Annotated in this window: 21 protein-coding genes and 1 pseudogene; 14 read left to right on the top strand and 8 right to left on the bottom strand. The window is 54.5% G+C overall.

Translation table 11 applies throughout. The annotated features are described in order from the left end of the window. The first annotated feature begins 161 nt into the window (after nt 1–161). From ACA049_RS18670 to ACA049_RS18635, 8 genes are all read left to right on the top strand, one after another. The gene (locus ACA049_RS18670; RefSeq protein WP_497328733.1) at nt 162–734 is read left to right on the top strand and encodes a cytochrome b; all 573 of its coding nucleotides are present in this window, start codon (nt 162–164) and stop codon (nt 732–734) included. Between the two features lie 498 nt (nt 735–1,232). Then, the gene (locus ACA049_RS18665) at nt 1,233–1,631 is read left to right on the top strand and encodes a hypothetical protein (protein ID WP_497328731.1); all 399 of its coding nucleotides are present in this window, start codon (nt 1,233–1,235) and stop codon (nt 1,629–1,631) included. A gap of 62 nt (nt 1,632–1,693) precedes the next feature. Beyond that, nucleotides 1,694–2,089 (top strand): hypothetical protein, encoded by a 396-nt coding sequence (locus tag ACA049_RS18660; RefSeq protein ID WP_497328729.1) that lies wholly within the window; start codon nt 1,694–1,696, stop codon nt 2,087–2,089. Nucleotides 2,090–2,150: 61 nt separating this feature from the next. Further along, nucleotides 2,151–2,735, top strand: coding sequence for a hypothetical protein (locus ACA049_RS18655; protein WP_497328727.1), 585 nt, complete (start codon nt 2,151–2,153; stop codon nt 2,733–2,735). Between the two features lie 329 nt (nt 2,736–3,064). Further along, nucleotides 3,065–3,283, top strand: coding sequence for a hypothetical protein (locus tag ACA049_RS18650; protein WP_461986940.1), 219 nt, complete (start codon nt 3,065–3,067; stop codon nt 3,281–3,283). Between the two features lie 38 nt (nt 3,284–3,321). After that, the gene (locus tag ACA049_RS18645) at nt 3,322–3,795 is read left to right on the top strand and encodes a DUF2059 domain-containing protein (RefSeq protein WP_497328725.1); all 474 of its coding nucleotides are present in this window, start codon (nt 3,322–3,324) and stop codon (nt 3,793–3,795) included. A 701-nt stretch (nt 3,796–4,496) separates the two neighbouring features. Beyond that, nucleotides 4,497–4,859, top strand: coding sequence for a DUF6124 family protein (locus ACA049_RS18640; protein WP_497317338.1), 363 nt, complete (start codon nt 4,497–4,499; stop codon nt 4,857–4,859). A gap of 124 nt (nt 4,860–4,983) precedes the next feature. Beyond that, nucleotides 4,984–5,709, top strand: coding sequence for an Nmad2 family putative nucleotide modification protein (locus ACA049_RS18635; protein ID WP_497328723.1), 726 nt, complete (start codon nt 4,984–4,986; stop codon nt 5,707–5,709). Between the two features lie 200 nt (nt 5,710–5,909). Here ACA049_RS18635 and ACA049_RS18630 read toward each other — a convergent pair whose 3' ends face one another. The 4 genes and pseudogenes from ACA049_RS18630 to ACA049_RS18615 form a co-directional block, all read right to left on the bottom strand. Further along, entirely contained in the window at nt 5,910–6,266 is a 357-nt protein-coding gene (locus ACA049_RS18630; protein ID WP_497328721.1) for a DUF7079 family protein, read from the bottom strand. Further along, nucleotides 6,251–6,493, bottom strand: a pseudogene (locus tag ACA049_RS18625) (hypothetical protein); the annotation flags it as partial. The gene ACA049_RS18630 and the pseudogene ACA049_RS18625, both read right to left, overlap by 16 nt. Before the next feature lie 114 nt (nt 6,494–6,607). Continuing rightward, nucleotides 6,608–7,000, bottom strand: a complete 393-nt coding sequence (locus ACA049_RS18620) for a hypothetical protein (RefSeq protein ID WP_497328719.1) — start codon at nt 6,998–7,000, stop codon at nt 6,608–6,610. Beyond that, nucleotides 6,987–8,123, bottom strand: a complete 1,137-nt coding sequence (locus ACA049_RS18615; RefSeq protein WP_497328717.1) for a polymorphic toxin type 44 domain-containing protein — start codon at nt 8,121–8,123, stop codon at nt 6,987–6,989. Before ACA049_RS18615 ends, ACA049_RS18620 begins: the two co-directional genes overlap by 14 nt. Before the next feature lie 935 nt (nt 8,124–9,058). Here ACA049_RS18615 and ACA049_RS18610 point away from each other — a divergent pair. The 3 genes from ACA049_RS18610 to ACA049_RS18600 all read left to right on the top strand — a co-directional run bounded on the left by ACA049_RS18610 (nt 9,059) and on the right by ACA049_RS18600 (nt 10,721). Next, a complete protein-coding gene (locus tag ACA049_RS18610) occupies nt 9,059–9,376 on the top strand; it encodes a DUF7677 family protein (protein ID WP_073638595.1) in 318 nt (105 codons plus the stop codon). 668 nt (nt 9,377–10,044) lie between these two features. Beyond that, entirely contained in the window at nt 10,045–10,527 is a 483-nt protein-coding gene (locus ACA049_RS18605) for a toll/interleukin-1 receptor domain-containing protein (protein WP_497328715.1), read from the top strand. A 62-nt stretch (nt 10,528–10,589) separates the two neighbouring features. After that, the gene (locus ACA049_RS18600; RefSeq protein ID WP_263596536.1) at nt 10,590–10,721 is read left to right on the top strand and encodes a hypothetical protein; all 132 of its coding nucleotides are present in this window, start codon (nt 10,590–10,592) and stop codon (nt 10,719–10,721) included. A gap of 201 nt (nt 10,722–10,922) precedes the next feature. Here the strand turns inward: ACA049_RS18600 and ACA049_RS18595 are convergent, their stop codons facing one another. Beyond that, complete coding sequence (locus ACA049_RS18595) at nt 10,923–12,026, bottom strand: DNA alkylation repair protein (RefSeq protein ID WP_497328713.1); 1,104 nt, start codon at nt 12,024–12,026, stop codon at nt 10,923–10,925. A gap of 110 nt (nt 12,027–12,136) precedes the next feature. Beyond that, on the bottom strand, nt 12,137–12,547 hold the full coding sequence (locus tag ACA049_RS18590) for a (R)-mandelonitrile lyase (protein ID WP_497328711.1): 411 nt from the start codon (nt 12,545–12,547) through the stop codon (nt 12,137–12,139). 88 nt (nt 12,548–12,635) lie between these two features. On the opposite strand from ACA049_RS18590, the gene ACA049_RS18585 reads away from it, so the two are divergent. From ACA049_RS18585 to ACA049_RS18575, 3 genes are all read left to right on the top strand, one after another. Continuing rightward, on the top strand, nt 12,636–13,547 hold the full coding sequence (locus ACA049_RS18585; protein WP_497328709.1) for a LysR family transcriptional regulator: 912 nt from the start codon (nt 12,636–12,638) through the stop codon (nt 13,545–13,547). Between the two features lie 105 nt (nt 13,548–13,652). Then, nucleotides 13,653–14,675 (top strand): LLM class oxidoreductase, encoded by a 1,023-nt coding sequence (locus ACA049_RS18580; RefSeq protein WP_497328707.1) that lies wholly within the window; start codon nt 13,653–13,655, stop codon nt 14,673–14,675. 21 nt (nt 14,676–14,696) lie between these two features. Beyond that, nucleotides 14,697–15,788, top strand: coding sequence for an alkene reductase (locus tag ACA049_RS18575; RefSeq protein ID WP_497328705.1), 1,092 nt, complete (start codon nt 14,697–14,699; stop codon nt 15,786–15,788). Between the two features lie 93 nt (nt 15,789–15,881). Here ACA049_RS18575 and ACA049_RS18570 read toward each other — a convergent pair whose 3' ends face one another. Next, a complete protein-coding gene (locus ACA049_RS18570; RefSeq protein ID WP_497328703.1) occupies nt 15,882–16,493 on the bottom strand; it encodes a glutathione S-transferase in 612 nt (203 codons plus the stop codon). Between the two features lie 76 nt (nt 16,494–16,569). Beyond that, the gene (locus tag ACA049_RS18565; protein ID WP_109629879.1) at nt 16,570–17,490 is read right to left on the bottom strand and encodes a MurR/RpiR family transcriptional regulator; all 921 of its coding nucleotides are present in this window, start codon (nt 17,488–17,490) and stop codon (nt 16,570–16,572) included. Nucleotides 17,491–17,540: the final 50 nt, after the last annotated feature.

The following is a 17,540-nucleotide window of genomic DNA, read 5'->3' as shown; positions in this document are numbered from 1 at the left end:
TTCTTAACGGAGTCTGAAGGTGACAAAAAGAGCGATCGGCGCAGTCTTCAGATTGCCTTAAGACTGGACGGGCAGGGTGTGGCCCGTTGGTGCGGTGACACACCGGACCCCCGGCCGCATGAATGACTTGGCAGCCGGCAATGACTTTTATGAGGCCCGTTATGACCCGCGACTCAGCAGTACAACGCTATGGAAAACTCTCAATCACCTTGCACTGGCTGATGCTGGCGTTGTTCGTGGGCGTGTATGCCTGCATCGAAATCAAAGGCCTGCTGCCCAAGGGGCACGCTTTGAGGGGAATGTTTCTCGGGCTGCACGGCCTGTTCGGCTTGAGTATATTTGCCCTAGTGTGGGTGCGACTGCTCGGACGCCTGACGCCTCGGCCACCGATTACCCCGGCACTGCCCAAATGGCAGACCGGCGTTTCGCACCTGATGCATTTGGCGTTGTACGTATTGATGATCGCCACGCCGTTGTTGGCCTGGCTGATGCTCTCGGCCGGCGGCAAGCCGATGCCCTATTTCGAGTTCTACCTGCCATCGCCGGTGGCGGTTGATCCGGACCTGGCCAAGCAATTCAAGTACTGGCACGAACTGCTGGGCAGCGCGGGTTACTGGCTGATCGGCTTGCATGCAGCGGCGGGGCTGTTTCATCACTATTGGGTCCGCGACAACACCCTGACCCGCATGCTGCCCGGCCGATCCAGTAATCCCATCAACCAGCGCCAGCGATAACCCCGAACCCGGTGCCGACCAGACACCGGACCCGCTAATTACCACCCCGAGCCCCCGGACCTAACACAATCCCCTGTGGGAGCGGGCTTGCTCGCGAAGGCGTCAGGCCAGACACCATCGATTCCAGCCGAGGATGTTTTCCCCGACTAATGCTGATACGCGTACTGGACGACTGAAACCCCTTTAGTCACGGGCTACCAACTTATTATCCAAGCCGTAGACAGCCCCCATTCAAGCTAATGCTCGATTTGCTGCGTTCAAAGGTATGAGCGGAATAGATCTGTCGGCTGGAGGTAAAACACATTCCAATCCTTACAACAAACGAGCTAACGAAAAAACAACCCCTACCAATCCCCCTTAGCTTAAACTTTTCTCAGATTTGAAACTATATCGGGCATTTCGCGCTATTAAGTTTATCGTGAATAATTATATTCGATGTTTTTTGTGTGGCTATTATAAATACATTGGATTCGTTGCTCGTGATAAAGGTGAAAGGTTATGAATAAATTAATTGTCTACTCGTTAGTTGTATTGTTCATGACAGGCTGCTCATCTTCTGGTCATCAAGCTTCAGCTGACGCTCACGCCGATGCGCCGGCAAACGCGAAACAACTAAGCGCAAGCGAGATTCACTCGACGGTAATAGGTCGCAAGCATTCGAGTGTGACGTCTACCGGTTATCCTTTTTCTCAAACGTTAAACCCTGACGGAACTGCAGTGATCCAGATATCCACCGAACAGATGCAAACCGGTCGATGGGTTATGACGGAGAATGTCATCTGTGTGAGCTATCAAAAGTATGGCAAGGAATGCAATAAAGTACTCACTGATGGGACGGTCATCTGGTTTGTCGATAGTGTGAGTAATAAAACCAATAACAAATTTACCGTTAAATAAACACTTCGGTTTTTGTCTTTGGTTTTAAGTTCTCTCAGAGTAGCGATCAGTGGAGGTGCGGTATGAGTATTGAACGTTGGAGTTGCATCTTCCTGTCGCTTGTCTTGTCCGGATGCGCTTCGTCTGGTGGCAATACAGTGAAGCCGGTGTCAGCTTCAGCGGTCGCGCTTGATGATGCACAAGTCCGCAGTACCCTGGTTGGAAACAAACTCAACAATTTCGGCACTTCGGGTTTGCCCTATTCGTTGAGTTTTAATGCTGATGGGACCGAAATATTCCAAATGTCCGGTAAACAACCCGAAACGGAATATTGGACGGTCAATGATGGGGTGATTTGTTTCACTTCTCCCAAGATTCCCAAAGAGTGTTATCGCCTGAAAAAAGACAAGGATGACTACTGGCTGGTACATCCTCAGACGGGGGCAGTCCACTATCACTACACATTGACTCCGCAGTGAGCTTGCTTTTTTCGGAGTGTTTGGTTTCAATGTTGAGAATCCTCATTGAAGAAAAAACAGAATGGTCACACTTTCTAAGGCAGAAAAAATCAAGCGCTCAAGTATTATTGATATGGCTATAACGTTCACTGCCATGACTAGAGTGTTTGAAAAAAACTCAAAGCCTGAAATTGCAAAAAAGCTAGAACAAGTCTTAGCGAAAATTGAAAGTGTCGAAACCCAGGAAGATTTTGAGACGCTTCATTCGGATTTCTGCGTTTGGTTTGTCAATACAATTCGAACAGCTGAAAAGAATTATGAAAATAACAAGGTTAAGCCAAGTATGCCTGCATCCTATGGGCATGCAGCGAAGGTGTTTGATATTGTCTCCAAGGTTTACGTGTATTACTCCTCACTTCCAAGCTGCACTGTAGCTTCAATACTAATCCCCTATTTGCATGGGGCGATCGATACCCAAATCTTGACAAGCCTAAAATCCAAGTATCCAAACGAGCTAATATCAGCGTCAAGCATTGAAATGATCGACAAAGTGGGGTACGAAAAACTACAAAAACTTATAGGCAAGCACATCATTGATGATTTTGATAACGGTATTAATCCGGTGCAGTACGATGATATACAGTGGTATGGGCTCAATCGAAAGTAATCCTGGCTAGCCATTGCGCCGGCGCACATTCATGTCTAGTCCCGAAATAGGTTTACACCTGTTTCACTCCACCAACATGCTCAAGAATTTCACGGCGTATTGGCTAACTCCCTCCGCAAAACCTCACTGGGATCACGCAAGTGGTCATGGTGGGAGCATTGGCGGTGAACCAAGCGTTGGATAACGTCGAGCCGAAGGAGTAATCGCAAACCCTCTGTGACGAGCGACTGGTCCGTCGCCACAGAGGGAGGTGTGATAGCGATGTTGAAATGCCATCACTGAAATAGTATGTTACTGAAAATCTATCTACGGTTCACAAGGAAGACACCATGTCGCTCAAAGGAAAGATCATTTCCGGCTATCTCGTCATTGGCCTGATCTACGCGCTTTACTCCTGGATGTTCACCATCTACTCCCACGCCGGCTTCGCCTACAACCTGGGCAGAGGCCTGATCTGGCCTGCCGCGATGTTCCCTGCTTTCGGTGCATTTATCGGCGTCATTGTCCTGCTCGTGGTCATCGGCGCGATTCATTTGAATCGCCGCTAAGCGACCTGCACCTCCAAACTGATCAAGGACAAATGCTCATGCGCATGAGAAAGGTAACGCTGCCTGTGTTGTTGGCAGCGGCACTGGCAGGCTGTGGGGCCAGTAAGGACAAGGCCGAGGAGCTGATCGAGACCAGCGGCTTGACCAAAAATTACAGCACCATCGTGGAAATGGCATCGGCCAGTTACGCTTCCCGCTACCCGATGCTGGAACGGGAACAGATTCGCAACGTCGTGCGGGACAAACTCGATCCGGACGAATTGAAAAGCGAGATGGTCGACATCTATGCCGATCACTTCGACAACGACGAACTCGATCTGATGATCCGTGCCAACAAGCATCCCGAGCAAGCCATGGCCATCATCCTCGGCTCCAAACAAGGCCGCGCGTTGGCCGAAAAGGTGATGGATGTCCAAAAAACCATTGCTCAAGACATGCAAGAGGCAATGGTGGACAGCGATGATGCAATCATCGATGAGTTGGATGATATGAAGGACGAGTTGAAGGGCTAGAGCTCATCATCGTGCCTGGTGTCGTGCACAGACGTCTTGCAGGATTTCCAGGCCGTGGATTCAATAGATGATCCGTCTCCCGCTCGAAGTGGCGGGGCGGATTATCAATGCCCAGTCAACGCATGCGCCTGTAGCAACTGTCGAGCCTGCGAGGCTGCGTCCGAGGGCGCGAGAATAATCCCGACCCGATGCCGCCCAGACACCGGCCATACCCATTGCCACCCCCCAAAACCTCGAATACAACCCAAATCCTCGAATTCAACCAAATCCCCTGTGTGAGCGAGCCTGCTCGCGATGGCGCCAGACCTGACACCATCAATTCCAGCCAAAAATTTTCTGCCCGACTTTTGATGCCTTAAACATGTTCAAGGGCCCACGTTTAAAGACACTCTGTGTTACGTCCTAACGGCTACAACGCCTTGCGTCATTACCTACGCGTGCGCCAGAATCCGCCGGCTTGTGCGCCTGTGGGGCTGGCTATATCGTTTCCCGGTCACTGAAAAACAGTGATTGGGTTTGGTAGCCCGGTTTCGTATCACTGCGCATAGCATCACCTTTTATGGTGGCCATGCGCGGGGTCCTTTCGAGGGCGCCGGGAACTGATACGACCGGTCTACCAACCCGCGTATGGCCGCCACCTATTCGTTGGTAGCGAGGGTGATGGCTCCCTTTTTTATAAACTCGTATCAGGAGTTTTATTTATGATCAAACCAACGCCAAACCCACCGGACACCGATCCGGCATCCCCCTACGAATCGCTCGATTCCAAAAAATTCCACGAAGCCGCCGAACGCGCCCTCGACCACTACCTCAACCCAGGTGCCAACATCATGGCCAGCACCCACGAACCCGAACCCATGTTCCTCGCCAACCCCAAATACGACACCGAATCCCTGCTGGCCAACGCCAGCGAATCACTGGGCTCGGCGACGACCATGCTCAGCAATTTTGCGGCGTTGCTGGACAACTCGCACCGCAAGACGCTGCTGGGGATTACGCAGGTGGTGATGTTGGGGGAATTGGCGGTGAATCAGGCGTTGGATAAGGTTGAGGTGAAGGAGTAATTTCAAACCTCTGTGGCGCTGGATGAGTTCTTCGTCACAGAGGGAGCCATGATTTATTTTCCAGAAGTAGACGGACTAAAAAATCCGTCTTCTTTTTCCGCGCAAATTTTAAAAGAGCCTGCGCATGAAATTACTCAAGTATGTGATTACGAATGACTCTGGTTTGGCCCCTAACCCCTTCTTCGGCGTATGTTCGCTCGCGCTTTGCACCCCTAATCACATGAATGCAAATCTGTCGCCGGGAGATTGGGTTGTTGGTCATTCGTCCAAAGCCACTGGTCATCGGCTGGTTTACGCCATGCAACTGACAAAGGTGTTCGGCATGGATGAGTATTTTAATCAATTCCCGGAGAAGCACCCGAATCCCTATGGCAGTAATGAGCAACAGTGCGGCGACAACATGTACTTTCGCAAGGATGGACGCTGGTTGCGATTGCCGTCGGCTGAGCACAATAGCGTGGAGTCATTTCGGCAGGATCAGGGGCGTCGAGTTTATCTGGCGGAAGGTGAGGATCGCTTTTGGTATTTTGGCGCAGCTAACCCGATGCCGACACTCCTGGAGTTTATCGATCAGTTTCCGTGGCTAATTCAGGGCCGGCGGGGCTTTGAATATTTCCGTGATATAGAGCGTATACAGGCGTTTAGTAAAAGGCTGACATCATTGGGGCGAAGCGGTCTGCTGGGTAAACCCCGCGATCAAGTAGCGACTCCGACTGATCGACACTTGATATCAATTTATCCCACGCCTGTCTGGCGTGATGCGGAGTCGAATGCGGATCATAGCCAACCGACCCTAGCACGCTGCACGCGCAGTGTGGATCGAGCATGTGACATCAAGCGGGGCTGTTGAGCAAAGGCAAAAAGGGGACGAGAGATGAATTTTTCCCGTTTTTTCGTTCTTTGTGCAGTCCACTTCGAATCGAGTGCAGGGCTCACGACAGACAGCAATCGTTCAAAAGTTGCCTAACGTTCTGAGTGGAAAGCAGCCAGAAATGGTCGGCGGGTTTTTAATAATGTTCAGCAAGTCTCTTGAACCTCGTGCATTCGGGTTCAAAGCCTGCTGGAGATCTCTTTCCAGATGTAGGCGTAGTTGTATTTCAGCCAACGAACCAGCACTTTATCGAACTGCCGGCGAAACCAATTACGTTCTCTTGCTGCCAGTCTTGTCTCTATCGATTCCCTGAGTATGTCGGGATCGAAGCCGGTCCACACCGGTGGTACAGCGGCCACTAGATTGGTGAAACAGACCGGTGCGACTTCTGAATAGAGGATTTCGTACAGAATGTCAGGGTCAACGCCTCTGACCTTCTGCGCTACAAAGTCATACTCGACTGGAAAATCGTTGAATGGCTCGGAGAGTGCGGCTCTGACCTTTGTCAGTTGCGGTTCAGTCAGAAGATGTCCCAATGCGAAAACTCCTCCAGTTCTTCATCCAGTGAGCTCGCAACCGCTTCACCCGCGAAACCGCCAGCGACTGTTCCAGCCAAGACGATCGCAATCGCGCAAATGGGCATGGCAGGGCGGCAAAACGTGCTGACGCCCATCCCGGCGAAGATACCGCCCAACGCACCCACACCCGCACCCACAATGATGCCTTGGCGCGCCGTTTCTTTGGGTTTGTTTTCAGCATCCATGGTGGTCAGTGATAACGAGTACCAGGTCGTGTAGCTCTCGTTTGGGAATTGCCCGGAGATCGATCACGCTAGGATGTGTCATGGACATTTATGTCCCTGTGGCTTGGCTAAATCCTACTTGCAAGCTTTCAATCGCTCTCCATCAGTGCCACTGCCTTCACTGGTGTCAATCTCGCCGTTACGGTCGAGATGTATTTCCGTTGTGGGCCATTGGGGCGTAATGCTGATGCAACGGTTCAGGCCCTTCGCGTTCCACCAGTCGAGACGCATGAAGAACTCATCGTCAGGAAAGATATGTCCTGCATCACCCATTGTCTTTCCGGGCAGCAGTTCACCGCGAACGATGGTGTGCTGTGTGTTCAGGACGTAACTAATTTTCTTGGTGCCGTCTTTTGAGTAGAAAATGACAACTCGCGGGATAGCGACGTACCAACACGCCACAGCACCAATAAGAACTAGCCCTATCCACCGCCCAATATGCCGTGGTCGCTTTTCACTTGCAGACATGTTTTTGAACCCCTGTACCCCAGTCAGCGATTGGCACTGCCAACACTTTTTCCATGATGATTTGTGCAGTGACACCGCCGTTCGGATACTCCTTGTAAAGCTCCATTCCCAGGATGATCGACACCCTATCTGGAGCATCGTCCCATGCTCGCATCCCTTCGACTCCTTCCGTCTTTCGTGGGCCATCAAACCTATTGGGGTCTTTGAGGAAGCGCCAACTGTCTGAGCCTATTTGCTCAACACCAGCGCCGTCCAATTGCATGCTGTCGGAGAGTCCACCGGCTAAGCCGACATACCCATAATGGATGTTCGACCAGATGTCGTAGTAGAAGTCATACGCCCCTTGTTTGTGCCAAGGTGCACCAAACAATTTGGCCAATTTGGGCTTGTGATCCCAATCCTGACCCTGACCCACCTGTTTCGTCCAGATGGCGAAAGCCATCGCCTTTTTTCCAAGTGCCATATTGTAAAACTGGGGATCTTGCCCTAGGCGCAGGTAGAGCGGAAGCTCCATGAACTTCTTGGTTTCCGCCTCAGGATCGAAGCTGTTTAGTTCTTTCATTTCCAAGACTGCTGGGTCTTTGATATTGCGGTTCATCTCATCGGCGATGTAATCGGCCAGTTGCTCCATCATGTCAGGGTCTTTGCACGTAGAAGGTGCTTCAGGCTCTGTCTTCGCTTCGGGTTTTTCGGTGCTGGCTTGCGGATCTACCAAGGCATTCGCCGCCAGAGCCTTCTCTTTCAAATTTGGATCAGAGAGCAAGGTCGCCATCTTCTCATCGTCCACGGTGCCATCTGGACGGAACGCTCCCAGCGCCATGAAGTTGATGATAGTTGCACCGCCAGCATCGCCCATTACAAACCCGCCACCTACATCGCCTGACCCGGTGATGATGGTTCCGCCATGGCTGGTAGGGCTGCCAAGGTGAGCCATAGGACGGCCATTCACTTGAATCGATGGAAACCCTGTGGTGATTACGGCGCCACAACCACACGTATCACCAACACGTGCGGAGCCCATAAAGTTGATATTTACGTCGCCACTTGCGGAGGCAATCGGGGTGGTGCCATGGCCAGGCAAAGGACAGACATGCTTGTCACCCAGTCGTGCAGAAGAAATCATGTATCGTCCTTGAGTCTTTGCGAGGTGTTCCAGCTTGGAGCTGGGTAGTCTGACTTTATCGGGAAGCTCAAACAATGGCTGCAAGACAAATCCGAAAAGACTTGCTGAAAACCTTCCGCGTTCCGTGTCAGTTGCTTTCTAAAAACGATACCGGGTCGTGGTAATCGCCCCTAGTTCGTAAACACATCCGACTGACTCCTTTTGGCCAGTCGCTGCCAATCGTGAAGGGCAGCAACCGGCCAGAAGCAGACAAAACCGTGGCAAATGGATGGCATGGGCCGCTATGCTGAGTCTTTGCAAAGTACTGAGCTTGCCGTCACCAATAAGAATGTCAGTAATTAGGATAGTCACATGCATCACATCATCGGTTTATACACCTCGAAAAAAACAGAGCAATTGTGGCGGCTAGAGTCTCAAGACCAAATTGTTTTCAGATCTGATTGCTTTCATTCCCTTGGTTATTTTTACCTGATAGCTCCTGCTTTTGAACAATATGCTCAAAGAGATGCAAGGGTAAGCATTACGTCAATGAACGTAAGATTTTGCCTCAGAGGTGACGATCTAAATAACGCGGTGGAAATTTTGAATAATTTCGAAATGGCGCTATATCAGCGACCCACAAGCTGGCGGGAATATCTAGGTGAAATTCAGTACCCCAGGCAACCACGGCGGCCAATTCAACCGCTGTTATTCAGGGAGCGACTATCTCGACTCGTCCACAAGCTGCGAGCGTTAGTGCTTAAAGCTCAAGCCCAGGATGCGGGCCTTGTGTATGGGAACGGGGTCTGTTACCGCTCTCTGCGCGGTATAAAATTGCCGTCCGGTACTGTTGTGTATTCTTAGATCCTGGTTAACGGTACAAGCCTTTCTTTTTGCTTGGGACGTGATAGAGCTCGCCCTTCAATCAAACCAGAATATTTACTACGAAAAATTATATGAAAAAGCTAAGTAACGATTTCAGTGGGGCACTCCGAACATTTGCATACTTCATGGCAAGTGGAACCCACTACATGCTAAAAAACGTGGAGTACCTAGACGTTTATGGCTCAGAACCAAGTGCAATTGAGATGGTGTTCGCAATATTTGCGAACGTGATAGAAATGGACAGTGAAGGGAATGTGCTCAATTTCACCCACGCCCAAAAGAGAGCGACTGACTACCTAAGGTCCTACTGCGACTCATCTTTCAAAGTGACGCCACCTCTTGAAGACTGGGAAACCGAACTTTATGGGCCGCCCCCACTCGGACGCTAAGAGCGGGCTTTAATCTGTTGCGAAAAAAACACATATTGGAAATTTCTCCCTCTTTACTGAACGACCGCTTTTGGCCAATTGCTGCCTGTCGCAGAAAGGCAGTATCCGACCCATAGGCGCCGTTCGTCGATTGAACAACGGGATTGATGACGGGGCCGTTGAAAGTCAAGGGCCTGAAACCTGGGTCGAGAGCTACCCGCTATGATAGATAGCTCTAGGCCATGGAGGCATTTGTATCGGAAGCCGCTAGCGAACATTCACGCTACGCCTGCTAGCGGAATTCGCGCTATGGACTATTGTTTGTGCCAGCATATTGGAATCACGATCTGAAGCGCAGGTTGATTTCGAGCCAATAAGGATGGGCTGCGGTGTTTTCAAAAGCTGATGGCTCGGTACAGCCACTGCTTAATCATCTTTTGGGCGAGCAGGTACAACGGAAGGTTTACGACATGTCTAGATGTACAGCACCGGTACATGGTCATCGTTCGGCAAGTGCAAGAGCAGCGTGTCCCGCATGTGGCAGCGGATATAGCGGGTACGGATCGCGATCGTATTCATCCTCGTCCTACGCACCATCCTATTCGTCCCCGTCTCATGGCGGGGGTGGTCGCAGTAGCGGCGGTTCATCCAGCAGCGCAAAGCCGCGCTGGTCGAAAACCGGATCCTCTGTGGCCTACACCTCCGCCGAGGTAAGAACGCTCACACCGGTACGCGAAAATGTCGAGAGGCGTGCGACAGTACCTGATCTACGTGACGTCTTTCTTTGTCACGCCTGGGACGACCGGAAAGGATCCGCGAAGGAGCTGCATGATGTACTCGAGTCGCTCGGTGTTTCCGTTTGGTTCAGCGAGAAAGATGTCCTTCTAGGCTCTTCCTTACTGCGTGAAATTGATAAGGGATTGGCGAAGTCTCGAGTAGGAATTGTGCTGGTGACCCCTGCTTTGCTGCGGCGCCTAGCAGCCGAAGGCATCGCTGACAAAGAGCTTTCCGCGCTCCTCGCAAGGGATCTGCTGGTTCACATCATTCACGACACCACATACGAATCGCTGCGCGAAGTCAGTCCTCTACTCGGTTCGAGAAGCGGCCTGAGCACTGCTGAAGATACGTTTGCAGATATCGCAGCCAAGCTCGCCGAGTTGGTCGCCCCGTAGCTTCACTGTCCATGCGTAAGGCTTTACTTACAGACCCGTTATCAATCGAAGGAGTTGAACACATGAGTATTAAACCCGGCCCCAAACCGATCGCTGAATCCACCGGCAAAAAGGACCAGCGCCGTAGTGTTACTGAAGAAAACAAACCCAAACATCCTGATCTGGAAGTACATAAACACAAAAAAGGTGATTGACCTTAAAAGCGGTGAGAGGGGGGGGGAGTACGTAGGCTTGCCCCCTTCTGGCCGTATTCCGCCTATCGCGTCCGACTGAAAACGGCCATTAGCTGTCATTCCTGACGTGCAACAATCAGACGTAAGCAGTCGGTCACGAGAGTTTGCTTCTGGCCGATTGATGCCTTTCGCGTCCCCTTGCCACGAGGCAGCGCCCTCAGGTTATGCGAGGATTTCGAAGGAGGTGCTGGCGAGGCGTTCCCCGTTCACCAGGATGTGCACTGCGTGTTTCCCCACATAGTGCTTCCGAGTAGTCAGCTCCTTGATCTGCTGCCCACGGCTAACCCGTTCAATCGCCTCACCAGCCAACGTCAACACCTTCAGCTTGAACACCTTCGCCGAAGTGCTGCCATTGGCTTTCACATAGTCAATCGCATAATCAATCACCAACCGCTGACTCTCCGCCACCGTGGATTTCACCGCAAACGACAACGTAATCTTCTCCCCCAACCGAATCACCGCCGGCTCCACCTTCACCCCAACAATCTCAACCTCCGCTTTCCCACTCGCCCCAATAATCGCCAACGCCCGCTGATTCCCCTGCTTAATCAAACTACGCAACGCATGCTTGGCAATCCACGCGGTGTGTTTGTTCTCCAGCGACCACCCCTCGATCAAATCCAGCACCCACTCCGGATGGTCCTTGGTAATGTCATTCAGGTGATTGGCCACCGACTTGCGCACGTAAAGGCTGTCATCTGCCTTGAGGTTGTCCAGAATCGCCGCCGCCAACGTCGGATCACTCTGAATCTGTTCCAACCGAAACGACCACGGCAATCGCGGTCGACTGCCTTCACTGGCCAGGCGCCGAACATGCTCATTCTCATCCCGGGACCATGCCTGCATCAGCGCCAATGACCGTTGCAGATCGCTGCGCAGAAAATACCGGATCGCAAATTCCGCAGACCCAAACGCGGTGAAGTATTTGAGCGCGTCCATCGAGCGCTCGAAATCATGCGCGCCATACATCGCGACGTAATGCGGCAGGGAGATGCTGACGAAGCCGCTGTTCAGGCGGGGGGCGAGGGCGCGCAGGACTTCGAGGGATTCGTCGTAGTCCAGCGGCAGCACGGCGTGCAGGCATTCGCTGACGCGGGCCATGCGTTGCATGATCGACAGGTCGGCGAGGCCGTCGTTGGCCAGTTTCAGGAAGGCTTTGGCGTTGAAGGCCGGGTAGACCGCCGTCATTTCGGTGGCGATGTGTTTGAGGCGTTCGGCGTTGAAGATTTCCTTCAGCGCCGGGGCAGGTTGTTCGGCGGCGGTCATGGTCGGGTCCGTTCGAGGGGGCCGGTCAGGTTATCGGGGTACTGATGAAGGCCTCAAGCTTTTCTGCTTGCGCGGTGAATTCCGCGATATTTGCAGGCTCAGGGGCCAAATCATTCCCCCGGTGGACCGACGTTATATTCCTCGTCGGTGACTTTTTCCATCCAGACGACACTCACACCGTCCAGCGCTTCCTGGACTCCAATGTGGGTCATGGCGGTGGTGGCGCTGGCTCCGTGCCAGTGTTTGTGGCCCGGCGGGCACCAGATGACATCTCCGGCACGAATTTCTACGATCGGTTCGCCTTCACACTGCGTCCAGCCGCAGCCTGCGGTGACGATCAGCGTCTGACCCAGCGGATGGGTGTGCCAGGCGCTACGAGCGCCGGGTTCAAAGGTGACGCTGACGATGGACGCTCGGGCCGGTTCAGGAGGGGAGTTGAGTGGGTCCATTCGGACGGTGCCTGTGAAGTACGCTTCAGGGGCTTTTATCGAGGGTTGCGAGCCTGCGCGCTTGAGGATCATGATCCGGTCCTATTGATAAATGAACAGGAAATTTTATGGGCCTCATGCTCCGCATACACTCTCTGCATGTCCTGGAGTAAAGCGACCCATGGAAGCCAACCGTTTTGGTGACATCGCTGCATTTGTCTGCGCCGTAAAGGCTGGAAGCTTTACCGCGGCGGCGGCCTCTCTCGGTCTGACCCGGTCGGCGGTGGGAAAAAGTATAGTTCGCCTGGAAAGTCGGATGGGCGCACGGCTTCTCAATCGCACGACGCGCAAACTGAGCCTGACTGACGAGGGGCAGGTGGCCTTTGAGCGCTGGCGTCAGATTCTCGAAGACCTGGATGAAGTGGAAGCGACCATGGCCTTGCGCCGCGGGCGACCCACCGGGACCTTTAAGCTCACGGCACCGCTGTCCTTTGGTCAGCGCCACATTCTGCCGATTCTGGATGCTTATCTGAAGCAGTGGCCCGAACTGCGGGCGGATGTCTGGTTTACTGATCGCTTTGTTGATCTGGTCGAAGAGGGCATCGACATCGCCATACGAATTGGCATGCCCAAAGATGACTCACAATTGTTTACCCGTACCGTGGCGTGGCAGCAATTCGCGACGTGTGCATCGCCTGCTTATCTGGCCCAACGCGGCGTGCCGCAAACGCCCGCTGAACTGGTCGGGCATGACACCATCGCTTTATTCAGTGGCGAGCGGCCGACCGTCTGGCGTTACCAGACACCTGCCGGCGTTCATCTGTACGAACAGCCGGGGCGACTGAACATCGACAGCTCAGAAGCCACGCGAGAAGCGGCGCTGGCAGGCATCGGCCTGATTCATCTGCCGACCTACATTACGGGGAACGACCTGCGCGATGGAACGTTAGTGGAAGTGTTGAAACCCTATCGCGCACCTCCTGATCCCATCAGAGTCGTCTACACCAGCAAGCGTCACCTGTCCCCCCGCGTTCGCAGGTTTATTGACCTGTTGATCGAGCGTTGGGAAGCAGGAGTGCCTTGGGAAAGATAGCGATATTGGGGACTCAGAGGACCGTGTAAGGGGCGCGAACTGCTGTTTATCCAGCCTGAGGAATCAATAAATATGTCAGTCATCGTCACTCACGGGACTGCCATTATGACTACCGCCACACACTTCTCGCCGCCAGCTCAACCTGCCACGTTACCGACCGCGCATCCTTCGCTTGAGCGCCATCCCGGGTTTCAACGCTTGTTTAAACCGCAGGCGCTCACGATTGGCTTGATCTTGCCGCTCGAAACCCACCCGGGCAGACCGGCGCCGACCATGCGTGATCACGTGGAGATGGCGCAACGCGCCGAAGCGCTGGGCTTTGGTGCCTTGTGGATGCGCGACATACCTTTCTACGACCCGGATTATGGCGATGTGGCGCAGATCTTTGAGCCACTGGTCTACATCGGTTACCTGGCCGCCGCCACCCGCAGCATTGTCTTGGGCACCACGGGTATTGTGCTGCCGACCCGTGATCCGATGTATCTGGCCAAGCAAGCGACGTCCCTCGATCAACTCAGTGAAGGTCGACTGGTGTTGGGACTGTCCTCGGGCGATCGATACAGTGATTACCCGATGCTGGGCATCGATTATGAATCCCGTGGCGATCGCTACCGTGACGCCTTTTCGGTGTTTCGAACCCTGATCGAGCAGAGCTTTCCGCGTTTCCGCTCCGAGCGATTCGGTGGCTCATCGGGAAACCTGGACCTGGTGCCGAAAGCGCCGTATGGCCGCGTCCCGTCAATTGCTGTCGGCCAGGCGCAACAGAGCGTTGAATGGTTGGCTCAGCACCTCGATGGCTATCTTGCCGGCGTCCAAAGTCCGGAGCGGTTGGCATTGTTGGGCGAAAGCTGGCACGCCGCCGTGCAGGAGGCCGAGAACCGCAACGCCTTTAAGCCGTTGGGCCTGGGTGGCTATTTCGACCTCAGCGACAACCCGGATCAGCCATTTCAGCGCATTCAGGGCGGCTTCCGCGCAGGGCGCAACGGCCTGCGCAATTACCTGGAGCAAGCGCAATCTGCCGGCGTTTCGCATATCGCGCTCAACCCCAAGGTCAGCCGTCAACCCTATGGCGAAATCCTCGACGAACTCGGCGAGCACGTTCTGCCGTACTTCCCGTCACATGCCTGAGATCACGCGGAGGAATCACTCATGTCATCACTTTTTGAATCTTATGTCCTCGCGGATCAGTTGTTGCCGAATCGCATCGTCATGGCGCCGATGACCCGCGCTCGCGTCGAGGGCACCGTGCCGTCTGAAGACATGGCGACCTATTACGCCCAGCGCGCCGGAGCCGGCCTGATCATCAGTGAAAGCGCGCAGGTTTCTCCACTGGGACGTGGCTACCTGTACACCCCGGGGATCCACAGCGCAGCGCAAATTCAAGGCTGGAAGCGCGTGACTGATGCGGTTCATCAAGCCGGGGGGCGCATGTTCCTCCAGCTCTGGCATGTGGGGCGTGTCTCGCATTCTTCCTTGTTGGAAGGACGCTCACCTGTCGCGCCTGTGGCCATGCCGGCCAGTCAAACGTTGGTGCATGCCTACGACAGCGACGGCAAGCCTGCGCAAGTTCCGGTGAGTGCGCCCGTGGCGTTGGATGCCGAGGGGATTCGGCAGGTCATTGCAGACTTTCGCCTGGCCTCGGCCAATGCAATGTCGGCAGGTTTTGACGGCGTTGAAATTCACGCCGGCAACGGGTATCTGTTTGAACAGTTCATCAACGGCGGCTTCAACACACGTGAAGACCGCTACGGTGGTGCACCGATTGCGAATCGTCTGCGATTGCTGCTTGAGACGGTCGATGCGGTGAGTGCGCAGATCGGCAGTTCGAAGGTGGGTGTGCGCGTGTCGCCTTTTGCCCACCTGGCGGATCTGCACCCGTTCGATGGCGAAGAGGCCACTTGGCTCGCTCTGGCCGGAGCACTGTCCCAACGCCAGATTGCCTACCTGCACGCCAGCCATCTCGACACGCCGGACTTTCAAAAAAACTTCCGCGCAGCTTACGACGGCACCTTGATGGTGTCGGGCGGGTTCACCCTTGAAACCGCGCAGCAGGCCATCGAAGAAGGATTAAGCGACCTGGTGGTTTTTGGCCGACCGTTTATAGCCAACCCCGATCTGGTCAATCGCTTGCGCCATGGCTGGCCACTGGCCGAAGCGGGAAGGGAGGCTTACTACGGCGGGGGAGCGCATGGCTACATCGACTATCCCGCGTACTCGTCGCAAGTCGCAGAAAGTGCCTAGCGGACCCGTAGGTGTTCGGCGTTGAAGATTGCCTTCAGCGCCGGGGCAGGTTGTTCGGCGACGGTCATGCTCGGGTCCGTTCGAGGGGGGCGGTCAGGTTATCGGGGTGCTGATGAAGGCCTCAAGCTTTTCCGCCTGCGCGGTGAATTCGGCTATACGCGGGAAGCGTGAGGCATCGACCTGATCCGGGGTCACGAGGTTGGTGAAGCTCCAGGCGACAGCGAGGGTGATGCCGTCTTGTCCGATCAAGGCACCGTTTGCCAGAGGCTGTTTTTCCAGCTCGCGCTCAAGCGCTGAATAGGCTGCGGCGAGTTGGCCTTCGACGCGTTCAACCCAAGGCTGGTATTGATTCTCGGCGGGGCGCAGGTTGCGTTCGTAGTAAAGCTGCACGGACTTTTCGCACGCCGCCAACCCGAGCCCAATCAGGCGCCATGCGCGCAGTCGCTGCTTGAGGTCGGCGGGCATCAGGCTTTTGTCGGGGCCGGCGAGGGCTTCGAGGTAGTCGATGATCAGCGTTGAATCGATCAACACTTCGCCGTCATCCAGCACCAGGGTCGGCGCCTTGACCACGGGGTTGATCTGCTGGAAGTGTTCGAAGTGGCGGAACACCGACACCGATTCGTGCTCCAGGTCGATGCCCAAATGCTTGGCGGAAATGGCCACGCGCCGCACGTAGGGCGAATCCAGCATGCCGATCAGTTTCATTGAGCCGCTCCTTCAGGTGTCCATGTCGGGATGGACTACCTTAGCTGAGGTTCGGCGACCTGCAAACGGCGCCGGGCTAATCCTCGAAACCGACCTGCTCGTGGATCTCGTCCACCTTCAATTCCAGTCGATAGGCCACGGCGATAAACAGCGCCTGGCACAGGCACAACGTCGCACTCAAGGAGCGGAAGGCGAACGAGCTGCCTTCGTTGACCAGCAGCACGGTGTTGGCACGTTTGGCCAGCGGCGACAGGTTGCTGTCGGTGATGATCAGGGTTTTCGCCTGGTTGTGCTGGGCGATTCGCAGGCAGTGTTGGGTTTCCTTGCCGTACGGGGTGAAGCTGATGGCGATCACCAGGTCATTGGCGCGCACGCTGCGCATCTGCTCGCGGTAGCTGCCGCCGAGGCCTGAAACCAGGTGGATGCGCTTGTTGGTGTGTTGCAGGTTGTAGACCAGATAATCGGCCACGGCGAACGAGCGGCGCACGCCGACCACGTAGATGTTGTCGGCATTCACCACCAGGTCGACGGCTTTGTCGAAAGCTTCGTCATCGAGTTCCTGCCCCAGCCGCTCGATGCCGGACAAGGTTGCGTCGATGCACTCGCGGGCGAGGTCGCCGCCGCTGGCTTTCTGCGACTTGTTGGCGATCATGCTGCGAATGCGCTGCTGGTAGTTCTGCACCGGCGTGGTCTTGTGCGTGTACGCCTCGCGGAACAGGGCCTGCATTTCGCTGAAACCGCTGAAGCCGAAACGCTGGGAAAACCGCACGATGGCCGACGGGTGCACTTCGCACTCGCGGGCGATGTCGCTGATGCGGTCGACCATGATCCGGTCGCTTTGCTGGCTCATGTAGCTGGCGATGCGTTTGAGCTGGCGCGGCAGGCTTTCGTATTCATTGGTGATCAGCTGCAGCAGACGCTCGGCATTGATCGGGGGGCTGACGAGATCGCTGTCGGGCGTGCTCTCGGTCGTAGCCGGCTGATCGGTGCGGGACATAGGGAATCCTTCTGGCTTGTTCTTATAGGGCTGACTTGTGTGTAGGCCCC

The sequence above is a fragment of the Pseudomonas sp. LBUM1662 genome (assembly GCF_059695915.1).
This window is presented reverse-complemented; position numbering and strand designations above follow the sequence as displayed.